Source organism: Streptomyces sp. NBC_01775 (genome assembly GCF_035917675.1).
Taxonomy (GTDB): domain Bacteria; phylum Actinomycetota; class Actinomycetes; order Streptomycetales; family Streptomycetaceae; genus Streptomyces.
Genome location: NZ_CP109104.1, coordinates 3705334 through 3728738, shown reverse-complemented (window position 1 = coordinate 3728738; position 23405 = coordinate 3705334). Strand labels below are relative to the sequence as shown.

Sequence of the window (23405 nt, the reverse complement as noted above, 5' to 3'; positions counted from 1 at the left end):
CTGAAAGCGCTTTTCCCACGTTTCATCTGGCTGAGGTTCCAACTCAGTCAGATGCAGCGCCGTGTTGGAAAGTGGCGCTCCTGAACCCCCCCTGGAGAAGTGTTGAGTTCCCGTCACATGACCTTCCGGAAGAAGTTGTCCGTCTCCCTCGCCGTCACCAGCGGGATCGCGCTGACCGTGGGCGGGCTCCAGTTCGCCAACGCCGGTGGCGCCGAGCATCAGAAGGCGAAGGCCAAGGCCAAGGAGACCCCGAGCATGGTCTCCGCCGCCTTCGGGGATACCGAACACCTCAGCGAGGACGAGGCGAGAAAGCGCCTCGCCCGGCAGGGCAAGGTCGTCGCCACTGCCAAGAAGGTGCGCAAGGACCTCAAGCCGGGCTGGAGTGCGGGGGATTACGTCGACCCCAAGGACGGCACGCTCACCGTCAACGTCACCAGCAAGCGGCGTGCCGAGGACGTCGACGCCCCGAACGTCACCCCCCGCGTCGTCAGCCGCTCCACCACCGACCTCAACGCCGTCAAGGTGTCAGTCGACAAGCTGGTGGAACGCTTCACTCCCAGTGGCGTCACCTACTACATCGACGTACGCAAGAACGTCGTCACCGTCGAGGTCGCCCGAACGATGCTCGACAAGGGCCGTACGGGGGAGTTCGTGGACGCGGCCCGGAAGCTGGGCCCGGCCGTCGAGGTCAAGACCGTCGACAAGCAGGTCGCCCCCACCACCAACATGCAGGACGGCGACGAGATCTCCACCGACGACGGCGACACCGTCTCCACCTGCTCGATGGGCTGGTGGGTCAAGAAGGACGGCGAGGACCAGGTCATGACGGCGGGCCACTGCCTGGTCGACGGCGACGGGATCTGGACGCACGAGGGGAACGAGCCAATCGGCAGGAAGGACGCCGCCAAGTTCGGCCCGATGGACTGGGGCACTATCCGCGTTGAGCCAGTGCCCCCCCTCAACCCGCGCTTCCCCCCCATGCCCCCGCCGAACGTCACCACCAAGGTCGACCTCAAGCACGACGACGCGACCGCGAAGATATCCGGCTTCAGCAAGGCCCCCGTCGGCACCGAGATATGCAAGTCCGGCAGGACGACGGGCCAGACCTGTGGCCCCATCACCGCCCACGACGTCACCGTCACCTACGCCGACGGGACCACGTTGGAGGGCATGTCCCAGGCCAGGCTTGCCACCGACCACGGCGACAGTGGCGGCCCCGTCTACCAGATGGACCCCGAATCGGGTGACCACGTCATCGCTCAGGGCATGGTCAGCGGCTCGCCCGAAGGCCGGGACGAGGACGAGGTCAGCACCTACCAGCCCATCGAGTCGGCCCTGCTCGACAGCGACACGGTCTTCGTCGTCTCGAAGGACTGACCTCCGTACGACCGGCCCCGTACGACCGGCCCCGTACGACCGGCCCCGTACGACCGGCCCCGTACGGCCGTTCCACGCCGTGTCGGCCCCGCGAACCATCGTGGCCGGGAGCATCCACCATGTCTCCCGGGATCACGGTGGTTCGCGGGGCCTCCGTACGTGGCAGCCGCACGACGGCGCTCCACCGGGCCACGGCTTCCCCCGAGCCTTCAGGGGGTGTCGCCGCGCTTGTCGGCACAGGGGCGGCCCGGAGCCTTCTTCCCGGTCCGTCCGCCTCGTCCGGCCCCTCTGCCCCCTTCGGCCCGTCCGCCCCGGCCGCCCCGTCCGGCCCGTTCGGGGCGCAGGCCGGGGGCGAGGGTGAGGGTGACGGTGAGGGAGAGCGCGGCGACGACTGTCATGGCGGTCGAGGGGGAGGTGCGCTCGGCCAGCGCACCCGCCAGCGCGGCACCCACCCCCTGCATCGCCAGCATGCCGGAGGCGTGCAGCCCCAGCGCGTGTCCGCTCAGCTTCTCCGGCGTCAGCTCCATCAGCCGCTCCTGGAGCAGAAGGCCGGCCGCGAAGCCGACCGTGGCGAGCATCACCAGCACGCCCGCGAGCGGCAGCGCGGGCCGCAGCGCGAAGCCCAGGAAGGGGAAGGCGAGCAGCAGAAGCAGGGGCACGGCCAGCCGCTCCCGCCACCACCGGGGCACGAAGCGGCCGACGGCGGTGTCCCCGGCGAGCATGCCCACCGCACCGCAGGCGAACAGCAGTCCGGCCTCCCGGGGGGCGTAGGGCACGTAGAGGGACTCGCACCCGACGACCAGCCCGTTGGGCACCCACAGGGCGAGGTAGACGTAACGGCGTGCAGGGGCGGACCACAGCAGAGAGTTGTCGCGCCAGGTGTCGGCCACGGACGGGCGGCCTGCCAGGCGCGGCGGCCGACGGCCCAGCCCCAGCCGGGCGACGGCCGCTCCCGCCAGGTAGATCGCGGCGCCCGCCAGCAGCGTGCCGCGTGGCGAGAGGAGGGCGACCAGCACACCGCCGAGGGCGTAGCCGCAGATCTGCATGAGGCCGGAGGACATGTTGAGCACGGAGCGGCCGAGGAGGTAGCCCTCCCTGGACAGAATCTCGTTGAGGAGGCCGTAGCGCACGCCGCCGCCGAGCGAGGCCAGCACGCCCAGCGTCAGCAGTACACAGAAGGAGGCCCACACGGGCAGACCCGGTACCGCCTGGAACGCGGTGCCCAGGCCGAAGGCCAGCAGCAGCACGCTCATCGTGGCGCGCGGCGGCAGCCGGTCGGCGGCCGACAGCAGTGTCGTCGCCCCGATGAGCTGGGCGAGCGAGGGTCCGAACATCGCGAGGGAGGACAGCAGGGGAGATCCCGTCGCGTCGAAGATGAGCGTGCCCAGCGCCAGACCGCTCACCGTCTGGCCGGCGACGTGCAGGGTGCTGGTCAGAAAGAGCGGGGTGAACTCGGGCGTTTTGAACAGCTCGTTGTAGGTGCGCATGGCGGGGAGTCTCGGGAGCGGGCGAGGGGGAGCGTTACTGTTTCGCGAGGGGGCGAAACGAGGGGAGCGCGGGGGCGCCATGGGGTGGTGGCAGGTCAACGCGGACACGCTCGCGGGCAGCCGGTTCGTGGTGTCTCAGCTGGCCGAGACCATCGCCGGCCTCAAGGTGCTGGAGCGCGGCACAGCCGGGCACCCGGGAGAGCGCGCCTGGCTGGCCGCCCACCTGTCCGCCTACCGTGCCCGGCAGGCGGCGGACCCGGTCGGCGCGCTGCTGATCCGCGCGGCGCTGGGCCCCACGTGGAACGCGGACTTCCTCACGCCGACACCCGAGCCCGACGAGGCGGCCACGTTCGAGGACGAGGTGGCCCGGGTGAGGGAGGCCGCGCCCGGCATGGCGCGCCAGGACCTGACCGTCTCGCTGGGCGGCCCGCTGCCGCCGCTGCTCCACCGCGACGACCTGCCGCAGCGCGCGGCGGACACCCTGGAGTGGGTGTGGCGGGAGACGGTGCTGCCGTACTGGCCACGCCGCCGTCAGGTGATCGAGGCCGATGTGGTGGCGCGCACCGCGCAGTTGAGCCAGGGCGGCTGGGCGGCGGCGCTCGATGACATGCGGCCGGGGATGCGCTGGCTGGGGGAGAGCAGGCTCCAGATCAACGCCCGGTACTACCCGCCGCGCGATCTGTCCGGAGCGCGGCTGATGTTCGTGCCCGTGACTCCACGGCACGGCTGGGTCTCCTGGGAAGAGGGCCCCCTCCCTGGGACGGCGCGCGCCCCCGCCGCCCCCGCCCCGGCCCCCGGCTCGCGGGAGGGGGCGGCGGCCGGGGGCGGGGTCGTCGGTCGGTCGGACGGCGGCCGGCCCGCTTCCTCGCGGGCGCTGCCCCGGTACGCCGTGACGTACCCGTGTTCGGGGGTCCTGGTGGAGGCCGCCGAGGAGCGGGTGCCGGTGCCGGAGGCGCTGGGGGCGTTGCTCGGGGGCGCGCGTGCGGCCGTCCTCGTGCTCCTCGACACCCCCAAGAGCACCAGCCAACTGGTCGCCCTCACCGGCCAGGGCCTCGGCTCGGTGGGCCGCCACCTCCGGGTCCTTCTGGACGCCCGCCTGCTGCGCCGCCGCCGCGCGGGCCGCTCGGTGCTCTATTACCGCACCGCGGTGGGTGACACCTTGGTCAGGGCCCAGGTCCAGGCCGAGGCCCAGGCCCAGGCCCAGGCCGAGGCCCAGGCCGAGGCCGAGGCCGAGTCCGGGAGCGGGAGCGGGAGCGGGAGCGGGACGGGGCTCAGGTCCAGGCCGGGGCCCGGCCTGGCTCGGGCCGCCGCCTCATGGGCGCCAGTACGGCGACGGGTCGGGGCGGTCGGTGAAGCCGAGGGCTCGGCAGGAGCTTCGCCGTCGGGGGAGCGGCAGCCGGGCGGTTGTCGATGACCTTGGAGGTAATCGCCAACCGGCGGCGTGCGCGGCAGAGTTTCCCCATGAGCGAGACACGCACTGTGGTGGAAGAGTTTCTGCGGCGGACGGGTGAGGGGGACCCCGGGCGGATCGCGGCGTTGTTCGCGGAGAAGGTCGACTGGATGATCGCGGACAACCCCGTTGTGCCGTGGATCCGGCCCCGTTCCACGAGGGAAGAGGTGGCCGCGCACTTCGCCGAACTGGCCGCCGGTGTCGAGCCGGTGGAAAGTGGAGGGCCGCCTGTGGACGCGGTCGTGGTGGAGGGACGGGAGGCGGTGATCACCGGCACGCTGACGGGGCGGATGCGGGCCACCGGCAAGGAGTTCGCCGCTCCCTTCGCCCTGCGCCTGACCGTGACGCGGGGGCAGCTGACCCGCTATCACCTCGTCGAGGACAGCCTCGCCGTGGCGGCGGCCTGCACCCCGGACGACTGACCGGGCCGTCGCCTCCCTCCGCCGCCGGGCCCCCGTCGAGCGACCCGCATGGTGCGCCCGGCCCCCCGGCTCCCGGCTCCGCCCCCCCGGCAGGGGCGCGCGCGTTCAGTCCAGGCCGCGCTTGCCCCGGGTCCAGAACGGCTTGGTCACCACCGCGCGGCGGAGCCGGCCCCGGTCGTGGACCAGGTGGCGGCGCACCGACTGGATGGTGCGGGCCTCGCCGGCGACATAGGCCAGGGCGTCCCCGGGCTCCGGCAACCGCGCTTCGCGCAGGGCGGCCAGGAGTCCGGCGGACGGTGCGGCGGAGGCGCCCTCGCGGCAGTGCCAGGTGATGTCCCCGTGGAGGGGGAGGCGTTCGGCCGGTGTGTCGGTCTCGATCACGGCCCGCACCTCGGCCCCCTGGGTGTGCAGCGCGCGGGCCATGGGGCCGAACGCGGCCGAGGCGGTCTCGTCGCCGACGAACAGATGGTGCCGGGGGCCGGGGCGCGGTACGAATCCGCCCTCGGGGCGGCCGAAGCGTACGCCCGCTCCGGGCACCGCGGGAGCTGGGCGTGGTGCAGCGCCCCGCGCCGGAGACGCGAGTGGAGCACCTGTTCATCGACGTCAACGTGGGTGTGGTGCGCCGGGGACACCCGCTGCTGGACGGGGAGATCACGCCCGAGCGGTTCGCCGCCTTCGAGCATGTGACCGCCTCGCGGCGCGGGAAGCCGCGCGGCCCCATCGACGAACTCCTGGCCGAACGGGGCCTGCGGCGGCGGGTGGTGACCTCCGTGCCGACGATGAACGCGGCGCTGCTGGTGGTGGCACAGAGTGACCTGGTGGGGCGGTCGGGGCTGAGGCTGGCGGTGGGACAGGTGGAACGGTTGAATCCGGCCACGTTCGCGTTCCCGTTCGACCTTCCGTCCCTCCCCGTCGTGCAGGCGTGGCACCCGCGCCAGGAGAAGGATCCAGCGCACGCCTGGCTGCGTGGCTGCGTCCGGGAGATCGCCGCGGCTCTGCCCGGCGGCGCCGCTCCGGAACCCGTCGCCGGGCCGGGCCGGGTGCCTGGCCAAGGCCTCTCCTAGGGTCCTGGCCAGGACTCACCCCGGCTGGAGCGGAGACAGCCGCCCCGGGAGAGGCCGCCTCCGTCTCACACCGACTCGGACGGCGGCTCCTGCTGCTTCTTGAAGTGCCGCTTCAGCTCCTGCACGGAGACGGTGCGGTCGCCAGGAGGCGTGCCCGAGGGCACGCGGTCGTTGAAGCGGCTGAGGTTGATCTTGTCGTGGTCGCCGCCCGCCTTGCGCTCCAGGCGCAGGGGGTAGGGCTTGCCGTCGGCCGAGACGTGCATCCGGACGCTGATGTCGCCCTGGGTGCGGGTCACCGGCACGGACCGGTGTCCGCCCACCGTCGAGGTGTGGCCCCGCTTCCAGCGGGGGCCGGGCGCCGAGAGCGCGCCCGAGGCGGCGCGGAAGGCGTCGAGGTCACACGCCTTGGCCAGGCCCTTGCCGCCCAGCGCCTCGTCCCGCGCCGTGCCCTTGATGTAGCGGCCCTTGAACTCGTGGGCCGCGGAGGCGCCGCGCTCGGGGCCGAGCTGGGCCTTCCAGAAGGCTGAGCTGGGCTTGAGCCAGATCGTGCCGCCATGCTTGATCAGCTTGACGGATCCCTTTCCGGGAATCTCCACCTTTCCGGAGCAATTCGCTTTCTCGTCGAGCGCGAGATTCAGCCGGAGGTCGGGAGCCTCCATTTTCAGCCGCAGCGACCTCGAAGAATTCAGCTGCTTCGATGCCTTTTCGGCTATTTCTTCCCCGGAAAGTTCTGAGAGGTCCGGTCGGTCACTTTCCGTGGCGTTCTCGCTCTGCGAGGTCGCGTTCGCCGGCGTCAGTAGCCCGCCTCCCGCCGTCGTCGCAGCGCAAACGGCCACGACCAGTGCTGTGCGGTGCTGCTTTCGCATGTGTCCGGCTCCGATCCGCCGTAGGTGCACAGGCCAGTACGGGGCCCGTTCCTGACCTGTTTTGTGCGGACATAGACCCATTTACCCTACGAGCGTCGCCCGCCCGCCGCACTTCGGCCAGTGATGAAGCCCACTTGTTAGCGAATTCAGGACATGAGATCGGAAGGACGGGGCAGGGTTCCGACTTGCCAACTGCCCTAGGGCGTGGCAAAAGCCCTCAACGAGGGCACCGGGCCACCACCCGGAAGAAAGCAGCGGTTATGGAAGGCAGTACCCAAGGTGTCCGTAGTGGAGAGCATGCACATTGATGGCGAGTGGCGGACGGCCACGGCCGGCGGAACGCGGGAGGTTCTCGACCCCGCCGACGCCACCACGCTCGCCGTCGTCGCCGAGGGCGACGCAGCGGACACCGATGCCGCGATCGCCGCGGCCCGTCGCGCCTTCGACCAGGGCGAATGGCCGCACACCCCGACCGCGGAACGGGCCGCGCTGCTGCGGCGCGTGGCGGATCTGCTCCAGCGTGACCGCGAGGAGATCGCGCTCATCGAGTCCCGCGACACCGGAAAGACCCTCGAAGAGGGCCGGGTCGACGTGGACGATGTGACGAACGCCTTCCGGTACTTCGCCGACCTCGTCATGAACGAGTCCGGCGGCCGTGTCGTCGACGCGGGCAGCGCCGATGTGCACAGCGTCGTCGTCCACGAACCCGTGGGCGTCTGCGCCATGATCACTCCCTGGAACTACCCCCTCCTCCAGGCGAGCTGGAAGGTGGCCCCGGCGCTGGCGGCCGGCGACACCTTCGTCATCAAGCCCAGCGAGATCACCCCGATGTCCACGGTCCACCTGGTGAAGCTGCTGGTGGAGGCCGGGCTTCCGGCCGGTGTGGCCAACCTGGTCACCGGCGCGGGCGACCCCGTCGGAGCCCGGCTGTCCGAGCACCCCGACGTCGACCTGGTCTCCTTCACGGGCGGACTGGCCAGCGGAACCAAGGTCGCCCAGGCCGCCGCGCCCACCGTCAAGAAGGTCGCGCTCGAACTCGGCGGCAAGAACCCCAACGTCGTGTTCGCGGATGCCTGCGCCACCGAAGAGGGCTTCGACGCCACTGTCGACCAGGCACTCAACGCGGCGTTCATCCACAGCGGCCAGGTCTGCTCGGCCGGTGCCCGGCTGATCATCGAGGAGTCCGTCAAGGAACGCTTCGTGGCCGAGCTCGCAGCCCGTGCCCAGCGCATCCGCCTGGGCCGCGGTACCGAGGACGGCGTCGAGTGCGGGCCGCTGGTCTCCGAGCAGCAGCGGGCGAAGACCGAGGACTACGTCGCCTCCGCGCTCGCCGAAGGTGCCGTGGCGCGCTGCGGCGGAGAGCGGCCCAAGCCCTCCGAGGTCCGGCCCGCCGAGGGCTATTTCTACTCCCCGACGGTGCTGGACAACTGCCACCGCGGGATGCGGGTCATCCGGGAGGAGACCTTTGGCCCAATCTTGACAGTAGAGAGCTTCAGCACGGAGGACGAAGCTGTAACGCTTGCGAATGACACTGAGTACGGCCTCGCGGGCGCCGTCTTCTCCAGCGACACGGCCCGGGCGCGCAGGGTCGCCGCGCGGCTGCGCCACGGCACGGTGTGGATCAACGACTTCCATCCGTACCTGCCGCAGGCCGAGTGGGGAGGATTCGGCAAGTCCGGCGTCGGCCGTGAACTGGGCCCGCACGGTCTCGCCGAGTACCGCGAGACCAAGCACGTGTACGAGAACCTGCGCCCGGGCCCGGTCCGCTGGTTCGCCGGCTGAAGCGGACCCGGCCGGTGCGACCACCCCACGCGCCTACCGGCCGCGACGGCGTGTTTCCGGTATCCCCGTATCCCCGCATCCCCGCATCATCCGGCCCCCTCAGTCCGGGACTCCCGGCATACGAGTACCCCGAGTACCCCCAGTACTCAGCAGTATCCAGAGCACTCAGCAGTACCCCTGGCACACCCGTTGAGCACCACGCGTTGAGCAACACCCCTTGAGTAACACTCTTGAACAATCGCGGCCCGCCGTGAGCGTGTGGAACCCCAAGGAGCAAGTCCCCTATGTCCGACTACGACTACGTGATCGTCGGCGGCGGTACGGCCGGATCGGTGATCGCCTCACGGCTCGCCGAAGACCCGGACACCACCGTCGCCCTCATCGAGGGCGGTCCCACCGACATCGACCGGCCCGAGGTACTCACCCTGCGCAAATGGCTGGGCCTGCTCGGCGGCGAACTCGACTACGAGTACACGACGACGGAACAGCCGCGCGGCAACTCCCACATCCTGCACAGCCGCGCCAAGGTGCTCGGCGGCTGCTCCTCGCACAACACCCTCATCTCCTTCAAGCCCCTGCCCTCCGACTGGGACGAGTGGGAGCGGGCCGGGGCCGAGGGCTGGGGCGCCAAGGCCATGGACCCCTACTTCGGCAAGCTGCGCAACAACGTGGTGCGCGTGGCCAAGAGGGACCAGAACCCCATCGCGCAGGACTGGATCGACGCCGCGAAGGACGCGCTGGGCATCCCCGAGGTCGTCGGCTTCAACGACCGGCCCTTCTACGAGGGCGTCGGCTTCTTCGACCTCTCCTACCACCCCGGGAACAACAAGCGCTCCTCCGCCTCCGTCGCCTACCTCCACCCCCACATCGAGGCCGGCGACCGCCCCAACCTGCACATCCTGCTGGAGACCTGGGCCTGCAAGCTGGAGCTGGAGGGCACGCGCGCGACCGGGGTGCACATCCGCACCAAGGACGGTGAGGAGAAGCTGCTCACCGCCGGGCGCGAGGTCATCGTCAGCGCGGGCGCCATCGACACACCGCGGCTGCTCAACCACTCCGGCATCGGCCGCAGGCAGGACCTGGAGGCCCTCGGCATCCCCGTCGTCCACGACCTCCAGGGCGTGGGCGAGAACCTGACCGACCACCCTGAGTCGGTGATCGTGTGGGAGACCCACGGGCCCCTGCCGGGCAACTCCGCGATGGACTCCGACGCGGGCCTTTTCGTCCGCCGGGACCCGGACCACGACGGCCCGGACCTGATGTTCCACTTCTACCAAATACCGTTCACCGACAACCCCGAGCGGCTGGGCTACGAACGTCCCGAGCACGGGGTGGCGATGACGCCGAACATCCCCAAGTCCCGCAGCCGGGGCCGGGTCTACCTCACCTCGGCCGACCCCGGGGTCAAGCCGGCCCTCGACTTCAAGTACTTCGAGGACGAAAACGATTACGACGGCCGCACCCTGGTCGACGGCATCAAGCTGGCCCGCGAGGTGGCGAAGGCCGAGCCGTTCGCCAAGTGGCTCAAGCGCGAGGTCTGCCCCGGCCCCGAGGTGACCTCCGACGAGGACCTGAGCGAGTACGCCCGCAAGGTCGCGCACACCGTCTACCACCCGGCGGGCACCTGCCGGATGGGCGCGGCGAACGACGAACTCGCCGTCGTCGACCCCGAGTTGCGCATCCGCGGCCTGGAGGGCATTCGCATCGCGGACGCCTCCGTCTTCCCGACCCTGCCCGCCGTCAACCCGATGATCGGCGTGCTGATGCTGGGCGAGAAGGCGGTCGATCTCATCCGACCCACTGCGACCGACAACCGAGAGACAACGGCACCGGGAGGTGTTGCGTGATGTCCGAGTCCCCTGAGGCCACAGCCACAGTCGAAGACGCCGCAGAGAACCCGCGAGACGGCGGAGGAGGTTCCGCTTCCTCCGTGTTCTCCGTCCGGAACCTGTGGAAGGTCTTCGGCCCCAAGGCGGCCAGGATTCCGGACGACGCCTCGCTGACCGGTCTGTCCCAGACCGAGCTGCGGGAGAAGACGGGCTGCACGGCCGCCGTGCGCGACGTCTCCTTCGACGTCCGGAAGGGCGAGGTATTTGTGGTCATGGGCCTGTCAGGCTCAGGCAAGTCCACGCTCGTCCGCTGCCTGACCCGGCTGATCGAGCCCACGGCGGGCGAGGTCCTCCTCGACGGCGAGGACGTCGTCGGCATGGACAAGGAGCAGCTGCGCGAGGTGCGCAGGCACCGCGCCGCCATGGTCTTCCAGAACTTCGGCCTGCTGCCCCACCGCTCCGTGACCGACAACGTCGCCTACGGACTGGAGATCCAGGGCCAGGGCAAGGCCGAGCGCCGCGCCCGCGCCGCCGAGATGGTCGCCAAGGTCGGCCTGGAGGGCCTGGGCGAGCGCCGCCCCGGGCAGCTGTCCGGCGGCCAGCAGCAGCGCGTCGGGCTGGCCCGCGCGCTCGCCGTCGACCCGCAGGTCCTCCTGTTCGACGAGCCGTTCAGCGCGCTGGACCCGCTGATCCGCCGCGACATGCAGGAGGAGGTCATCCGGCTCCACCGCGAGGAGGGCCGCACGATGATCTTCATCACCCACGACCTGTCGGAGGCCCTGCGCCTGGGCGACCGCATCGCGCTGATGCGCGACGGCGCCATCGTGCAGCTGGGCACCCCCGAGGAGATCGTCGCCAACCCGGCCGACGACTACGTGCGCGACTTCGTCCGCGACGTGCCGCGCGAGCAGGTCATCTCCGTACGGCGCGCCATGCGCCCGGCCGCCTCCGCCGAGGCGGGGTCCGGCACCGAGATCCCGCCCGACACCCTGGTGGCCGACGCCATCGAGACCGTCGCGCGCAGCGGCGCGCTCTGCCGCGTCGTGGAGGACGGCCGCACCCTCGGCGTCGTCGACCACGCGAGCCTCCTGAGTGTCGTCGCCGGTCTCGACAAGGAGTCCGACGACGGTGGGGACGGCGGCCCCCGCGACGGGGACGGCGGCAAGGAGCGGGAGGTGGCCGCGGTATGAGCGCACGCCCGCACACCGCCGCGGCGGCGGCCCGCACCGGGGGGAGGCGGATATGAGTTCCTCGACCCTCACCAAGGACGAGCCGGTCCAGCCGGCAGCCCCCGGCCCCGAGCCCGCCCCCGAACCCCCGGCCGGCCCGCCCTCGGCGCTCTCCCGCCTCGTGGGCAACCCGAAGGCCGTCGCCCTGGCCGTCGCCGCCTTGGTCGTCGTCATCAGCGCCCTGGTGACCGGCTCCGGCATCTGGCCGCACGGGCTCACAGCGGATGTGAAGACCCCGCTGAACGACCTGGACAACTGGCTGGTCGACAACCGTGAGTCGCACTGGCTCTTCCTGTACTTCCTGCTGCACTTCTCCAACGCGGCGGAGTTCTCGGTCGACGGCATCACCAGCCTGCTCGACTCCATGGGCTACGTCGGCGTCACCGTCCTCGGCACGCTGATCGCCTGGGCGGCCGGCGGATCCGACCTCTCCAAGCGCGCCCTGCGCACCGGCGCGACCGCGCTGGCCGTCTTCGCGGTCTGCGGCGTGCTGGGCATGTGGGAGCCGACGATGGAGACGCTGTCGCTGATGGTGGTCGCTGTCCTCAGCGCCGCGGTGCTCGGCCTCCTGCTCGGCCTGGCCTCGGGCCTGTCCGACCGCTGCGAGCGGCTCCTGCGCCCGGTGTTCGACACCATGCAGGTCATGCCGGCGTTCGCGTTCCTGCTGCCGCTGCTGCTGATGTTCGGCGTCGGCGTGCCCTCGGCGCTGATCGCCACCGTCATCTACGCGGCGCCGCCCATCGCCCGGCTCACCGCGCTCGGGCTGCGCACCGCGGACCCCGCCGCGCTGGAGGCGTCCATCTCGCTGGGCGCCAGCCCCTGGCAGCGGCTGGTCACCGCGCGGCTGCCGCTGGCCCGACGGCAGATGATGCTCGGCCTCAACCAGACGATCATGATGTGTCTGTCCATGGTCGTCCTCGCCTCCCTCATCGGCGGCGGCGGTCTCGGTGACGAGATCTACCAGGCCCTCGGCGGACTGAAGATCGGCAAGGCGCTGATCGCGGGCGTCGCCGTCGTCCTGATCGCCATGCTGCTGGACCGTACGACGGCGGCGGCGGGCGAGCGGCTCGACGATGTCGTCAAGGCCGGGCTCTCCCGCACCATGGCCCGGCTGCGGCTCGCCGTGTGGGGCCTGATCGTCGTGCTGTTCGGGGTCTTCGCCGCGATCGGCTCGTCGCTGGGCGGGGACGAGTGGCCCGAGGGCTGGACCGTCGACATCGCCAACTCCCTGGACACCAAGATCAACTGGATCACCGACCACCTCGGCTCCGGCATCCCCGTCCTGGGCGGCACCATCACCTGGGCCGAGGGCTTCACCGAGTACGTCCTCAACCCGCTGCGCGACGGCCTGCTGGCCACGCCCTGGTGGGCGCTGGCGCTGCTCGTCGCGGTCGTCGGCTGGATCGTCGGCACCTGGCGCGCGGCGCTGACCGGCGTGATCTGCCTGGCGCTGATCGGCTGGATGCGGCTGTGGGACGTCGCGATGGACACCCTCTCGCAGGTGCTCGCGGGGCTGGTCCTCACCCTCGTCCTCGGCGTGCTGGTCGGCATCCTGTGCGCCCGGGTGGAACGGGCGGAGCGGATCATGCGGCCGGTGCTGGACACCATGCAGACGATGCCGCAGTTCGTGTATCTGATCCCGGTGATCGCGCTGGTGGGCCAGAACCGCACCGGCGGCATCCTCGCCGCCATCATCTACGCGGCACCCGCCGTCATCCGCATCACCACGCAGGGGCTGCGCCACGTCGACCCGGCCGCGATGGAGGCGTCCACCTCGCTGGGTGCCACCAGCCGGCAGCAGCTCCTCGGGGTCCAGCTCCCGCTGGCCCGCAAGTCGATGCTGGTGGCGCTCAACCAGGGTGTGGTCCTGGTGCTGTCCATGGTCGTCATCGCCGGTCTGATCGGCGGCGGCGCGACCGGCTTCATGGTCGTGCAGGGCCTTTCCAAGGGTGACCTGTCCCAGGGCTTCCCGGCCGGCGTGGCCATCGTCTGCCTCGGCATCATGCTCGACCGTCTCTCCCAGCCCTCCAAGGGGCGCAACGGGGACTGAGCCCCGGCCCGCCTCCAGGAATGGATTGTTCCGACGGATCTCCTCCCCCGGGTCCGTCCCTCACGAAAAGAGACCCACAGATGAATACCAAGCGCATACGCACCACCGCCTTCGCCGGAGTCGGCATTCTCGGCGTCCTGGCCGCCGGCACCGGCTGCGCCGCCGACACGAACGCGGGCGGCGACGACAAGAAGGTCGTCCTCGCCGAGCCCTCCTGGGTGGGTGCCACCGCCAACGCGGCCGTCGTCAAGAAGCTCCTCGAGGACGAGCTGGACGTGAAGGTCGAGGCCAAGCAGATGGATGAGCCCGTCGCCTTCGACGCGCTCAACAGCGGCAAGGCCGACGCCATTCTGGAGGACTGGCACGGCGTCCCGAAGAAGCAGAAGAAGTACGTCGAGGACAAGAAGACCGTCGTCTCCGGCGGCGACCTCGGTGTCGTCGGCCACATCGGCTGGTTCGTGCCGAAGTACTACGCCGACAAGCACCCGGACATCGTCAAGGACTACAAGAACCTCAACAAGCACTACAAGGACTTCAAGACCTCCGAGAGCGGGGACAAGGGCCAGTTCATCGGCGCCGCGCCCTCCTACTCGCAGCACGACAAGGAACTCATCAAGAACCTGGGGATGAAGTTCAAGCACATCCCCTCCGGCGCCGAGGCGGCCCAGCTCAAGGAGCTGAAGCGGCTGTACGACGCCAAGAAGCCGTTCCTCACCTACTGGTGGCAGCCGCAGTGGATGAACGAGCAGATCGAGATGACCGAGGTGAAGCTGCCCAAGCACACCCCGGGCTGCGAGATCCCCGCGTCCAAGGCCAAGTGCGGCTACGAGACCAACCAGCTCGAGAAGTTCATGAACAAGGACTTCGCCGAGGGCGACAGCGACGCGGCGAAGTTCATCAAGAACTTCAAGTGGACCACCAAGGACCAGAACAAGGTCGCGGGAATGATCGCCGGTAAGAAGATGGAGCCGGAGGACGCGGCCGAGGCATGGATCAAGGACAACAAGTCCACCTGGGAGAAGTGGATCCCGAAGAAGAAGTGACGCGTGGCATGGATCTGCGGGTGTGACCAGATGATTGCACCCTGCAATCAAAGGTGACGTGTCGCGCGCGGGCGCACGCTGCGGGTGATCATCCGTCTCACATCTGAACATTCAACTGCCCCCGGAACCTCGGTTGTTCCGGGGGCAGTTAGGATCTTGGCGGTCATGTACCGGCATCCTCACCCCCAGGACCTGCGCGCACTATGTCCTTGATATCCCGTCGCAATGCGATCGCCGTCGTCTTCGCCCTGCTCGCACCCCTCGGGCTCGCGGCGTGCTCCGGCGACGCGTCCGACAAGGCCGGTTCCGTCGTCCTCACCACCCCCACGTGGACGGGCGGACAGGCGAACGTCGCCGTCGCCAAATACCTGCTCGAAACCGAACTCGGCTACGACGTCACCACCAAGAAGGGGGACGAGAAGGCCACCTGGCGTGCCGTCGGCACGGGCAAGGCCGACGCGATCCTGGAGGACTGGGGCCACCCGGGCCTGGAGAAGAAGTACGTCTTCAAGAAGAAGAGCGTCGTGAGTGCCGGAGGCATCGGCGTCACCGGAAAGATCGGCTGGTACGTCCCCGAGTACCTGGCGGACAAGCACCCGCAGATCACCAACTGGAAGAAACTCAACGACTTCGCGCCGCTGTTCCGCACCGCCAAGAGCGGGACGCGCGGCCAACTCCTCGAAGGCTCACCGGATTTCCTCACGCACGACAACGCGATCATCCGGAATCTGAAGCTCAACTACAAGACGGTGTACGCCGGTTCGGAAAAGGCCCAGATCGCCCGGATCAAGGAACTGGCCCGTAAGCGTAAGCCCTTCATCACCTACTGGTGGCGCCCGCACTGGCTGAGCTCCGAGGCCCGGTTGAAGGAGGTCCAGCTGCCCGCGCACTACGCCGGCTGCGACGACAACCTCAAGACGGTGAACTGCGGCTACCCCGAGACCCCGCTGAAGAAATACCTGTCCGCCGACTTCTCCAAGAAGGGCGGCAAGGCCGCGAAGTTCCTCAAGAACTTCCAGTGGAGCGAGGGCGACCAGGACGAGGTCGCCAAGATGATCGCCGAGGACGGGCTCTCGCCCGACGCGGCGGCGAAGAAGTGGGTCAAGGCGAATCCGGACGTCTGGAAGGTCTGGCTCTGGGGGCTGAAGGACGAGTGATCCCTGCCCGGAAGGGGCGCCTGATTCCCGCCGGGCAGGACGCGTGATCCCTGCCCGGCAGGCGCGGGATCTCTGCCGGGCGGGACGCCTGATTCCTGCTCACCGGGACGTCCGGCTCCCGCCCAGGTGGACGGCTGACTCCCGCCCGGCGACTCGGGCAGAATTGCGCTGTGACCCGGCCCGATCCGTCCCCGCATGTCCACCCGGCCCCTTGTCCGCGGAGCGGGGGCGCCCTGGCGGGCGGGCCGCACGGAAGCGGCGGCGGAGCCGGGGACGGGCGCGGGCGCGGGTCCGGAGCCGGAAGCGGGAGCGAGGCTGAAGGCGGGGACGGGCGGCACCAGGTACCCCGGCCCGGGAAGTCCGGGCGGCCCGGACAATCCGGCCCCTCCCGCCCGTCCCGCCCGTCCGGGCGGCCCCTGCTGCCCGCGCTGCTCGTGCTGGGCTGCGCCGCCCTCCTCGCCGCCCTCGCGCTGACCGGCACCGACCTGGCCACCGACAGCACCCGCGACATCCACATCCCCGGGGGCGGCACCACGGCGCTGCTGCGCTCCGCGCTCTTCGTCGCGCTGTGCGTCCAACTCGGCGAGGTCGGGGGCAGACGGCTGGCCCGCGATGTCGCCCGCACCCTCCCCGGCACCCCCGAGGACGGGCCCCGGCAGCCGCGCGAGTGGGCGGCGGGCGCGGCGTTCGCCGGAATGACCGCCGCGCTCGGACTCGCCTCCATGGCGGCGGCCGGCGACGGCACCCTCACCGCCGGGCTGCCCGAACTCTCCGAGATCTACGCGACCCGCGCCGGGCTGCTGGCCTTCCTGGAAGCCAACGGCTTCCTGGTCGCCGCGCTCTGCGTCTTCCTCGGCCGCCCCGTGTGGGCGACCCTGCCCCTCACCGGCGTCATCCTCGGCGAGGCGCTGCGGGCGCACCCCGAGGCCGACACCCCTGACATCGGCGTCGCCCTCACCCTCGTCCACCTCGCCTCCACCGTCTTGTGGACGGGCGGCCTCATCCAGGTGCTGCGCACCATGCGGGCCTGGCACGGCGAGCCGGGCGCGGCCCGCGCGCTGCTCGCGGCGTACGCGAAGCGGGCGTTCTGGCTGTTCGCCGCGATCTGCGTCACCGGCACCCTCAGCACCCTGCGGCGGCTCCCGCTGGACGCGGCCCTCTCCTCCGCGTACGGGCGCACCCTGCTGGTGAAGCTGGTGGTTGTCGCCCTCGTCGCGCTCTGCGCCCTGTTCGCCCGCCGCGTCCTCACGCGCGACCGCGCGGACCTCACCTACGCGCAGGTGCTGCGCCCCACCGCGTGGGAACTCGCGGCGCTGGGCGCCGTCCTGACCCTCTCCGCACTGCTGACGGTGGCCCCCCTTCCCCCGAAGACCTGATGGAGGGCGGCGCGTAAGCGACCTTCCTCGTCCCGCCGACGGCGAGGGGCGTGCCACACCGGCCCTTGTTCCAGCGCCACGACCGGCGCGGCCGAACGGCATGAGCCGGAATCCGCCGTTTCTGCGGCCGGTTCGACGTTGTTCCTTTTTGGAGCGGTGTCGAATGTCCTGCCGGGTGTGTGCGGGCCGGTGTCATCGTGGTTCCACGACAACGGGTCGCCGGCCCGGGGGGAATGCCGGGGCGAGGGGCGCGGCCCGGATGAAGGGGGAAGCAGCATGCGCATGACCAGGAAGTTCGCCGCCATGGCCAGTGGTATCGCGCTGACCGGTGGTCTGCTCGCCGGAAGCGCGAGCGCCGCGGGTGCGGCGGAGGCCACGCCGAAGGTCGCGCCGAAGGCGGCGTCGGACTGTCCGCCGGGCTGGTACTGCGTCTGGGCCGGGCAGAACCACTCCGGCAGAATGCAGAAGGTCGAGGGGGACAACGCGGACCTGACCCCGTACACGGTCTTCCAGAGCTTCAAGTCGCGGTATCAGCACGGCAAGTCCTGCGACTTCAAGTGGTACGCGGAGAAGAACTTCAAGGGCGAGAGCGGAATCATCAAGCGAGGCGACAAGCTCTCCACCTCCGTCCCCCGCTCCATCAAGTCCAACAAGTGGGTCAATTGCGTCTGATCCGCCCGCTGCGGGTCGACCGCGTCTGATCTGCCGCCTCTGATCCGCGGCGGGTCAACTGTGTCCGGCCCGCTGCCCGTTCGACGCACGAGGGCGGCACAACACGGGGGGTGCCGCCCTCGTCGCGTTCAACGGCCCGCCGGACGGGCGTCGGACAGGGCCCGGGACGGCCTGGTACCGGCGCCCGGCAGTGGCCCGGTAATCAGCGGCCTTCAGCGAGACCCCGGCTGCTCCGCGACGCTCGCCCACTCGGTCGCGTGGTCCTGGACGAACTCGGCGAAGGGGCGGGGCGGTCGGCCGGTCAGGTCCAGCACCGCGGTGCTGACCAGATCTTCCCGGCCGCTCTTGATGCCGGTGTCCACGGCGGCGAGGGCGGCGGCGAACTCGGCCGGCATGGCTGCGGCCCGGTAGCCGCTCTCCAACTCGTCGGCCCCGACGTCCAGTACCCGCACCGGCCGGCCGGTGCGGGCCGTGATGATCGCCGCCGCGTCCGGGTAGCTCAACGCCTTCGGCCCGGTGAGCAGGTAGTCACGCGGGCCGCCGGGCTCGACGGCGGGCTCGGTGCCGGGCTCGGCTACGGGGGCGCTCAGCAGTGCCGAGGCGGCAGCCGCGATGTCCCGCGCGTCGATCCAGCCCAGCCGGCCGGCACCGGCGGCGGTGCGGATCTCACCGTGCCGCCGGATCCGCTCGCCCAGCGGGTGCGGTCCCAGGAAGTTCTGCATGAACCCGGAAGCCCGCAGCACGACCCACCCGGGCCGGGCCCGCACCCGCGCGGCCAGCTCCAGTGCGCCGGGGGCGTTCGGCAGCACGACGGCGGAGCCGAGGAGTACCACCCGGCGCACCCCGAGCCGTTCCGCCTCGGCCAGGAACGGCCCGACCAGCGGCATCGGATCCACAGTGTTCACCGGAGGCACCAGATAGACCCGGTCCATCCCGCGCAGCGCCTCCCGATGGGTGGCCGGGTCGGCCCAGTCGAACCGGACCGCGTCAGGATCACCGGCGGCCGGATTGCGGCTGGCCACCCGGACCGGCACGCCGTCGCCGCGCAGCAGTTCCGTCAGCGCGCTCCCGGTCTTCCCGGTGCCGCCGGTGACCAGCACGCCGGTCATCGGGCGGCCCCCGGGCGGGGCGAGCCGAGCAGCTCGGGCAGCGTCCCGGCAGCCGAAGCGGCGGCCAGCGGGCTCCAGTAGTCCCGGTAGTGGGTGATCAGACCGTCCTGGACGGTGATCACCGTGATGTAGTCCAGCCGGTAGGGCTCGCCGGTGCGCACCGTGCGGCCGTGCGCGGTGAACTCGACCACGATGGTGCCCGGCCGTTCCGTGTGGTGCACGGTGACCGCTGGTACCGCACGCACGTCCATCAGCTCCGGGTAGCCGGCCAGGTAGCCGCGGACCGCGTCCCGCCCGGTCAGCCGCCGCGGCGAGTCCCCCGCGGCGAAGGGGAACTCGGCGCTGCCGTCCTCCGCCCACAAGTCGGCGATGGCAGCCATGTCCTTGGCCAGCAGCAGGTCCAGCAGCCGACGGAACGTCTCCTCGGGGGTGCGTGGCACGGTCGTCCTCCAGCGTCCAGCGGGGTGTGACCGTGCCAGGCTGGACGCGGGCCCGCCGCCGGGGAACGGACAGCTGAGCCCCGGACCACCGGTCCGTGGTCAAGCCAGGCGTCACTGTGCCAACCTGACCGGGTGAGCAGAGGCGAACTGGCCGACTTCCTGCGCCGCCGACGGGAGGCACTGCGTCCGGACCAGATGCCGGCCACGGCCGTCCACCCGCCAGGACGGCGCGCCCGGCGCACTCCCGGACTGCGCCGGGAAGAGGTGGCCGCACTGGCCGGGGTGTCGACCAGCTACTACGAACGGCTGGAGCAGGCCCGCGCCCCGCGCCCGTCCCCGCAGGTGCTGGCCGCGCTGAGCAGGGCGCTGCGGCTCACCGTCGCGGAGCGCGAGCACCTGGCGCGGCTGGCCGGGCAGGCCTTGCCCGGCACGGACGCCGATCGGACGCCGGTGCCCGCCGAAGCGCGCCGGCTGCTGGACCGGCTCGGGCCGATACCTGGCTACCTGGTCGACGAGCGACAGGACATCGTGGCGTGGAACGGCGCGGCAGCCGCGTTGATCACCGACTTCGGGCTGCTGTCCGCCGAGGAGCGCAACACCGTGCGGCTGTCCATCCGGCTGGGCGGCACCCTCTGCTCCGCACCGGCCGGGGCTGAGGGCGAGTTCGCCCGGCAGTCCGCCGCCGAGCTGCGCGCGGCCGGCGCCCGCTACCCGGCCGAACGCGTGCTCGGTGAGCTGGTCAACGAGTTCGCCGCGCACAGCCCGGACTTCGCCGCCGGCTGGCGCGACCACGACGTACGCCCCGTACCGACGCTGCGCAAGCACCTGCGCCACCCCGAGCTGGGCGAGCTGGACCTGGACTGCCAGACCCTGCTGCTGCCCGGCACCGATGTGCGGCTGGTGATCTATACGGCGGAACCGGGCAGCCCGAGCGCCGCCGCCCTCGCCCGACTCGTCCCCCGCCCCGTTCACCCCGACCGGGACGCACTGTGAACGGGCCACACCCTGACCGGGACGCACGCTGAACGCGCGGCGCTACCACCTCCGTAATCCGGGCGTGAGCCCGGACCGCGCGCTACCGCTTCGGGATCTCCTGGGCGAGGGCCCGGAGCGCGCTTTGGGCCTGGGCGGCGAGGCCGCCGCCGTAGGTGATGCGGGTGGCGCCCGCAGCCGAGAGGGCGGCCGGGGCCGGGCCGTCGGGGAGGGCGATCGCGTTGACCGGGACGCCCAACTCGCGGGCCAGCACCGGCAGGTCGGCCACCGGGGCGCCGAACGGGTAGATCCCGTCGGCGCCGGCCTCGACGTAGGCCCGGCCCCGGGCCAGCGCCTCGGCCAGCGGGTCGGCGGCGCCCCGCAGATACGTGTCCACCCGCGCGTTGAGGAACGGCTCGGGCCCCAGCGCCGCGCGGACCTCCGCGAGGAAGTCCGCCTGGCGGGCGGGCTCCACCAGGGCGCCGTCCGCCGTGTCCTCCAGGTTGCAGCCCACCGCGCCGGTGGCCAGCAGGCGCTCGGCGATCTCCACCGGCGGCAGCCCGTAGCCGCGCTCGATGTCGGCCGTCACCGGCACCTCGCGCGCGTCGGCCGCCCGGACGATCCGGGTGACGGCGGCGAACATCTCCACCGCCGGGCACTCTCCGTCGGCGTACCCCAGCCAGGCCGAGACGCCGTGGCTGGGGGTGGCCAGCGCGCTGAAGCCCGCGTCGGCGAAGATCAGCGCGCTGCCCGGGTCCCAGGGGCCGGGCAGCACGAGCGCGTTGCCCGGCCCCCGGCCCGCGTGCAGCTCCCGCAGTCGTGCGGCGCGTGTCACCGGGCCGTCCCGCCCTCGCCGCCGCTCTCGCGGTCGACCAAGGTCTGCGGCAGGGCGCGCGTGGTCACCGCGAAGCGGTTCCAGGCGTTGATCGCGGTGATCTGCGCGATGAGCGCGGCCAGCTCGTTCTCGTCGAAGTGCGTGGCGGCCCGCTGGTAGACCCCGTCGGGCACATGGCCGTCCGTCAGCACGGTGACCGCCTCGGTCAGCGCCAGCGCGGCCTGCTCCCGCTCGGTGAACAGGTCCCCGGCCTCTTCCCACGCGGTGATCAGGTCCAGCCTGAGCTGGTCCTCGCCGTTCTTGCGGGCGTCGGTGAGGTGCATGTCCAGGCAGTACGCGCACTTGTTGAGCTGCGAGGCGCGGATCTTGACCAGCTCCTGGATGACAGGGTCCAGCCCCTGCTCGGTGGCTGCCTTCTGGAAGGCGTACATGCCCTTGGCCACGGCGGGCGCGATCTTCCAGATCTCCATACGGGGTGTCGTCGTCATGCCCTCGACTCTACGGCGCACTGGCGCACGGGTATGGTCCATTTCCATGTCGGATTCTTGGGCCACTTTCGGCGCCGACCTCCACCTCGACCTCGGGGCGCGCGGCGGCGGCCCCGGGCGCGAGGGCGACTCCGACGGCGCGGGCGGGCGCGCGGCGTACGGGACGCGTACCGCGCTCATGGACGCTGTACGGGACGCCATCCGCACCGGCAGGCTCACCCCGGGCACGCGCCTGCCCTCCTCCCGCTCGCTCGCCGCCGACCTCGGGCTGGCCCGTAACACCGTCGCCGGGGCCTACGCCGAACTCGTCGCCGAGGGGTGGCTGGCCGCCCAGCAGGGGTCGGGGACGCGCGTCGCGCACCGCGCGGAGCCCGCACCGCCCCGCGGCCCCGGGCTCCGGCCCCATACGCATCCCCAGCTCCCCGGCCAGGCGCGCTGGAAGCAGCGTCCCGCCCACGATCTGCGCACCGGCGCGCCCGACGTGTCCGCCTTCCCCCGCTCCGCGTGGCTCACCTCCGCCCGCCGCGCGCTGACGACCGCGCCGGCCCGTGCCTTCGCGCACGGCGACCACCGGGGCACCACCGAGCTGCGCCGTGCCCTGGCCGATTACCTCGCGCGGGCGCGCGGCGTGCGGGCCGATCCGGAACGCATCGTGATCTGCGCGGGGTTCTCCCAGGGCCTCGCCCTGCTGGCACGGGTACTGGGCGGGGACGTGGCTGTCGAGGAGTACGGCCTCTCCTTCCACCGTGACCTGTTGGAGGCGCCCGGGGTGCGCACCCACCCCCTCCCGCTCGACGGCCACGGCGCCCGCACCACCTGCCTGGAGGCCACCGGCCCGGAGGCCACCGGCCCGGACGCCACCGACCCGGACGTCTCGGACGGCACCGTCCCCGCCGCCGCCGCGCACCTCGCGGACGTACGCGCCGTCCTGCTGACGCCCGGCCACCAGTACCCCACCGGCGTCCCGCTGCACCCCGACCGCAGGGCGGCCGTCGTCACCTGGGCCTCGCGCACCGGCGGGCTCGTCCTGGAGGACGACTACGACGGCGAGTTCCGCTACGACCGCCAGCCCGTCGGCGCCCTCCAGGGGCTCGACCCGGACCGGGTCGTCTACCTCGGCACCTCCAGCAAGGCCCTGGCCCCCGCGCTGCGACTGGCCTGGATGGTGCTGCCCGACCACCTCGTGGACGCGTTGCTCGCGGCCAAGACGCCCGCCGAGTGGACGACCGGCGCCCTCGACCAGCTCACCCTCGCCGACTTCCTGGAGCGCGGCGCCTACGACCGGCACGTCCGCGCGATGCGGACCCGCTACCGGGAGCGCCGCGACCGGCTGGTCTCGACGCTGGCCGCCCGCGCCCCCGGAGTGCGGGCCACCGGGATCGCCGCCGGACTGCACGCCGTGCTCGAACTCCCGCCCGGCGCCGAGGAGGCGGCCGTGCTGAGCGCCGCGCGCCGGCGCGGCGTGGCCCTGGACGCCCTCAGCGACTTCCGCCACCCCCAGGCACCGCCCCTCCCCGTGCCGCGCCCCGCGCTGGTCGTCGGCTACGGCGCCCCGGCCGAACACGCGTACCCGGCGGCCCTGGAAGCGCTGTGCGGCGCGCTGGCGGACGGCGGCGCGGGAGCGGGGTGAAGCCCGGTCGCCGACCGCCGCCGTCACAGCCACCGCCGTCGCCGACAATCACCTTGACGGCCGGCCCCCGTCGGGCCGATCTTGACGGGGCGCGGGGCCGTCGTCGAGGCCTCGCGGAGCCGGGAGC

General features: G+C 71.8%; 21 protein-coding genes. 14 read left to right on the top strand and 7 right to left on the bottom strand.

The genetic code is table 11. The features are described from left to right. The first annotated feature begins 102 nt into the window (after positions 1-102). A complete protein-coding gene (locus OHB04_RS16565) occupies positions 103-1377 on the top strand; it encodes a S1 family peptidase (protein WP_326807713.1) in 1275 nt (424 codons plus the stop codon). Between the two features lie 209 nt (positions 1378-1586). Here OHB04_RS16565 and OHB04_RS16560 read toward each other — a convergent pair whose 3' ends face one another. Next, positions 1587-2864: an MFS transporter gene (locus tag OHB04_RS16560; protein WP_326688466.1), complete on the bottom strand. Its 1278-nt coding sequence runs from the start codon at positions 2862-2864 to the stop codon at positions 1587-1589. A 79-nt stretch (positions 2865-2943) separates the two neighbouring features. Between OHB04_RS16560 and OHB04_RS16555 the strand changes: the two genes are divergently transcribed. Further along, positions 2944-4278: a transcriptional regulator gene (locus tag OHB04_RS16555; protein ID WP_326807712.1), complete on the top strand. Its 1335-nt coding sequence runs from the start codon at positions 2944-2946 to the stop codon at positions 4276-4278. A gap of 47 nt (positions 4279-4325) precedes the next feature. Next, positions 4326-4736 (top strand): nuclear transport factor 2 family protein, encoded by a 411-nt coding sequence (locus OHB04_RS16550; RefSeq protein ID WP_326688464.1) that lies wholly within the window; start codon positions 4326-4328, stop codon positions 4734-4736. Positions 4737-4841: 105 nt separating this feature from the next. On the opposite strand, the gene OHB04_RS16545 is transcribed toward OHB04_RS16550, so the two are convergent. Next, positions 4842-5273, bottom strand: a complete 432-nt coding sequence (locus tag OHB04_RS16545) for a siderophore-interacting protein (RefSeq protein WP_326688463.1) — start codon at positions 5271-5273, stop codon at positions 4842-4844. A 14-nt stretch (positions 5274-5287) separates the two neighbouring features. Here OHB04_RS16545 and OHB04_RS16540 point away from each other — a divergent pair, with 14 nt between their 5' ends. Continuing rightward, on the top strand, positions 5288-5800 hold the full coding sequence (locus OHB04_RS16540) for a LysR substrate-binding domain-containing protein (RefSeq protein WP_326688462.1): 513 nt from the start codon (positions 5288-5290) through the stop codon (positions 5798-5800). Positions 5801-5865: 65 nt separating this feature from the next. Here OHB04_RS16540 and OHB04_RS16535 read toward each other — a convergent pair whose 3' ends face one another. After that, the gene (locus OHB04_RS16535; protein WP_326688461.1) at positions 5866-6459 is read right to left on the bottom strand and encodes a hypothetical protein; all 594 of its coding nucleotides are present in this window, start codon (positions 6457-6459) and stop codon (positions 5866-5868) included. 504 nt (positions 6460-6963) lie between these two features. Here OHB04_RS16535 and OHB04_RS16530 point away from each other — a divergent pair. The 8 genes from OHB04_RS16530 (at position 6964) to OHB04_RS16495 (ending at position 17804) form a co-directional block, all read left to right on the top strand. Next, on the top strand, positions 6964-8448 hold the full coding sequence (locus OHB04_RS16530) for an aldehyde dehydrogenase family protein (protein ID WP_442815093.1): 1485 nt from the start codon (positions 6964-6966) through the stop codon (positions 8446-8448). Positions 8449-8732: 284 nt separating this feature from the next. Beyond that, positions 8733-10295, top strand: coding sequence for a GMC family oxidoreductase (locus OHB04_RS16525; RefSeq protein ID WP_326688459.1), 1563 nt, complete (start codon positions 8733-8735; stop codon positions 10293-10295). Beyond that, positions 10295-11467: a quaternary amine ABC transporter ATP-binding protein gene (locus OHB04_RS16520; RefSeq protein WP_326688458.1), complete on the top strand. Its 1173-nt coding sequence runs from the start codon at positions 10295-10297 to the stop codon at positions 11465-11467. Before OHB04_RS16525 ends, OHB04_RS16520 begins: the two co-directional genes overlap by 1 nt. A gap of 52 nt (positions 11468-11519) precedes the next feature. Further along, positions 11520-13556, top strand: a complete 2037-nt coding sequence (locus OHB04_RS16515) for an ABC transporter permease (RefSeq protein WP_326688457.1) — start codon at positions 11520-11522, stop codon at positions 13554-13556. A gap of 80 nt (positions 13557-13636) precedes the next feature. Continuing rightward, positions 13637-14599, top strand: a complete 963-nt coding sequence (locus OHB04_RS16510; protein WP_326688456.1) for a glycine betaine ABC transporter substrate-binding protein — start codon at positions 13637-13639, stop codon at positions 14597-14599. A gap of 203 nt (positions 14600-14802) precedes the next feature. Next, complete coding sequence (locus OHB04_RS16505; RefSeq protein ID WP_326688455.1) at positions 14803-15756, top strand: ABC transporter substrate-binding protein; 954 nt, start codon at positions 14803-14805, stop codon at positions 15754-15756. A 170-nt stretch (positions 15757-15926) separates the two neighbouring features. Continuing rightward, positions 15927-17132, top strand: a complete 1206-nt coding sequence (locus OHB04_RS16500) for a CopD family protein (protein ID WP_326807711.1) — start codon at positions 15927-15929, stop codon at positions 17130-17132. A 282-nt stretch (positions 17133-17414) separates the two neighbouring features. Next, positions 17415-17804 carry a peptidase inhibitor family I36 protein gene (locus OHB04_RS16495; RefSeq protein WP_326807710.1) on the top strand — a complete coding sequence of 130 codons (390 nt, stop codon included), beginning with the start codon at positions 17415-17417 and terminating at the stop codon, positions 17802-17804. 212 nt (positions 17805-18016) lie between these two features. On the opposite strand, the gene OHB04_RS16490 is transcribed toward OHB04_RS16495, so the two are convergent. Then, positions 18017-18913: an NAD(P)H-binding protein gene (locus OHB04_RS16490; RefSeq protein WP_326688452.1), complete on the bottom strand. Its 897-nt coding sequence runs from the start codon at positions 18911-18913 to the stop codon at positions 18017-18019. Further along, positions 18910-19353, bottom strand: a complete 444-nt coding sequence (locus OHB04_RS16485; RefSeq protein WP_326688451.1) for a nuclear transport factor 2 family protein — start codon at positions 19351-19353, stop codon at positions 18910-18912. The genes OHB04_RS16490 and OHB04_RS16485 overlap by 4 nt, the downstream gene beginning before the upstream one ends. Before the next feature lie 132 nt (positions 19354-19485). On the opposite strand from OHB04_RS16485, the gene OHB04_RS16480 reads away from it, so the two are divergent. Continuing rightward, positions 19486-20346 (top strand): helix-turn-helix transcriptional regulator, encoded by an 861-nt coding sequence (locus OHB04_RS16480; RefSeq protein WP_326807709.1) that lies wholly within the window; start codon positions 19486-19488, stop codon positions 20344-20346. An 82-nt stretch (positions 20347-20428) separates the two neighbouring features. Here the strand turns inward: OHB04_RS16480 and OHB04_RS16475 are convergent, their stop codons facing one another. Then, entirely contained in the window at positions 20429-21160 is a 732-nt protein-coding gene (locus OHB04_RS16475) for an isocitrate lyase/PEP mutase family protein (protein WP_326688449.1), read from the bottom strand. Beyond that, positions 21157-21648 (bottom strand): carboxymuconolactone decarboxylase family protein, encoded by a 492-nt coding sequence (locus OHB04_RS16470; RefSeq protein ID WP_326688448.1) that lies wholly within the window; start codon positions 21646-21648, stop codon positions 21157-21159. The genes OHB04_RS16475 and OHB04_RS16470 overlap by 4 nt, the downstream gene beginning before the upstream one ends. Positions 21649-21694: 46 nt before the next feature. Here OHB04_RS16470 and pdxR point away from each other — a divergent pair, with 46 nt between their 5' ends. Next, entirely contained in the window at positions 21695-23278 is a 1584-nt protein-coding gene (gene pdxR / locus OHB04_RS16465; RefSeq protein ID WP_326807708.1) for a MocR-like pyridoxine biosynthesis transcription factor PdxR, read from the top strand. Positions 23279-23405: the final 127 nt, after the last annotated feature.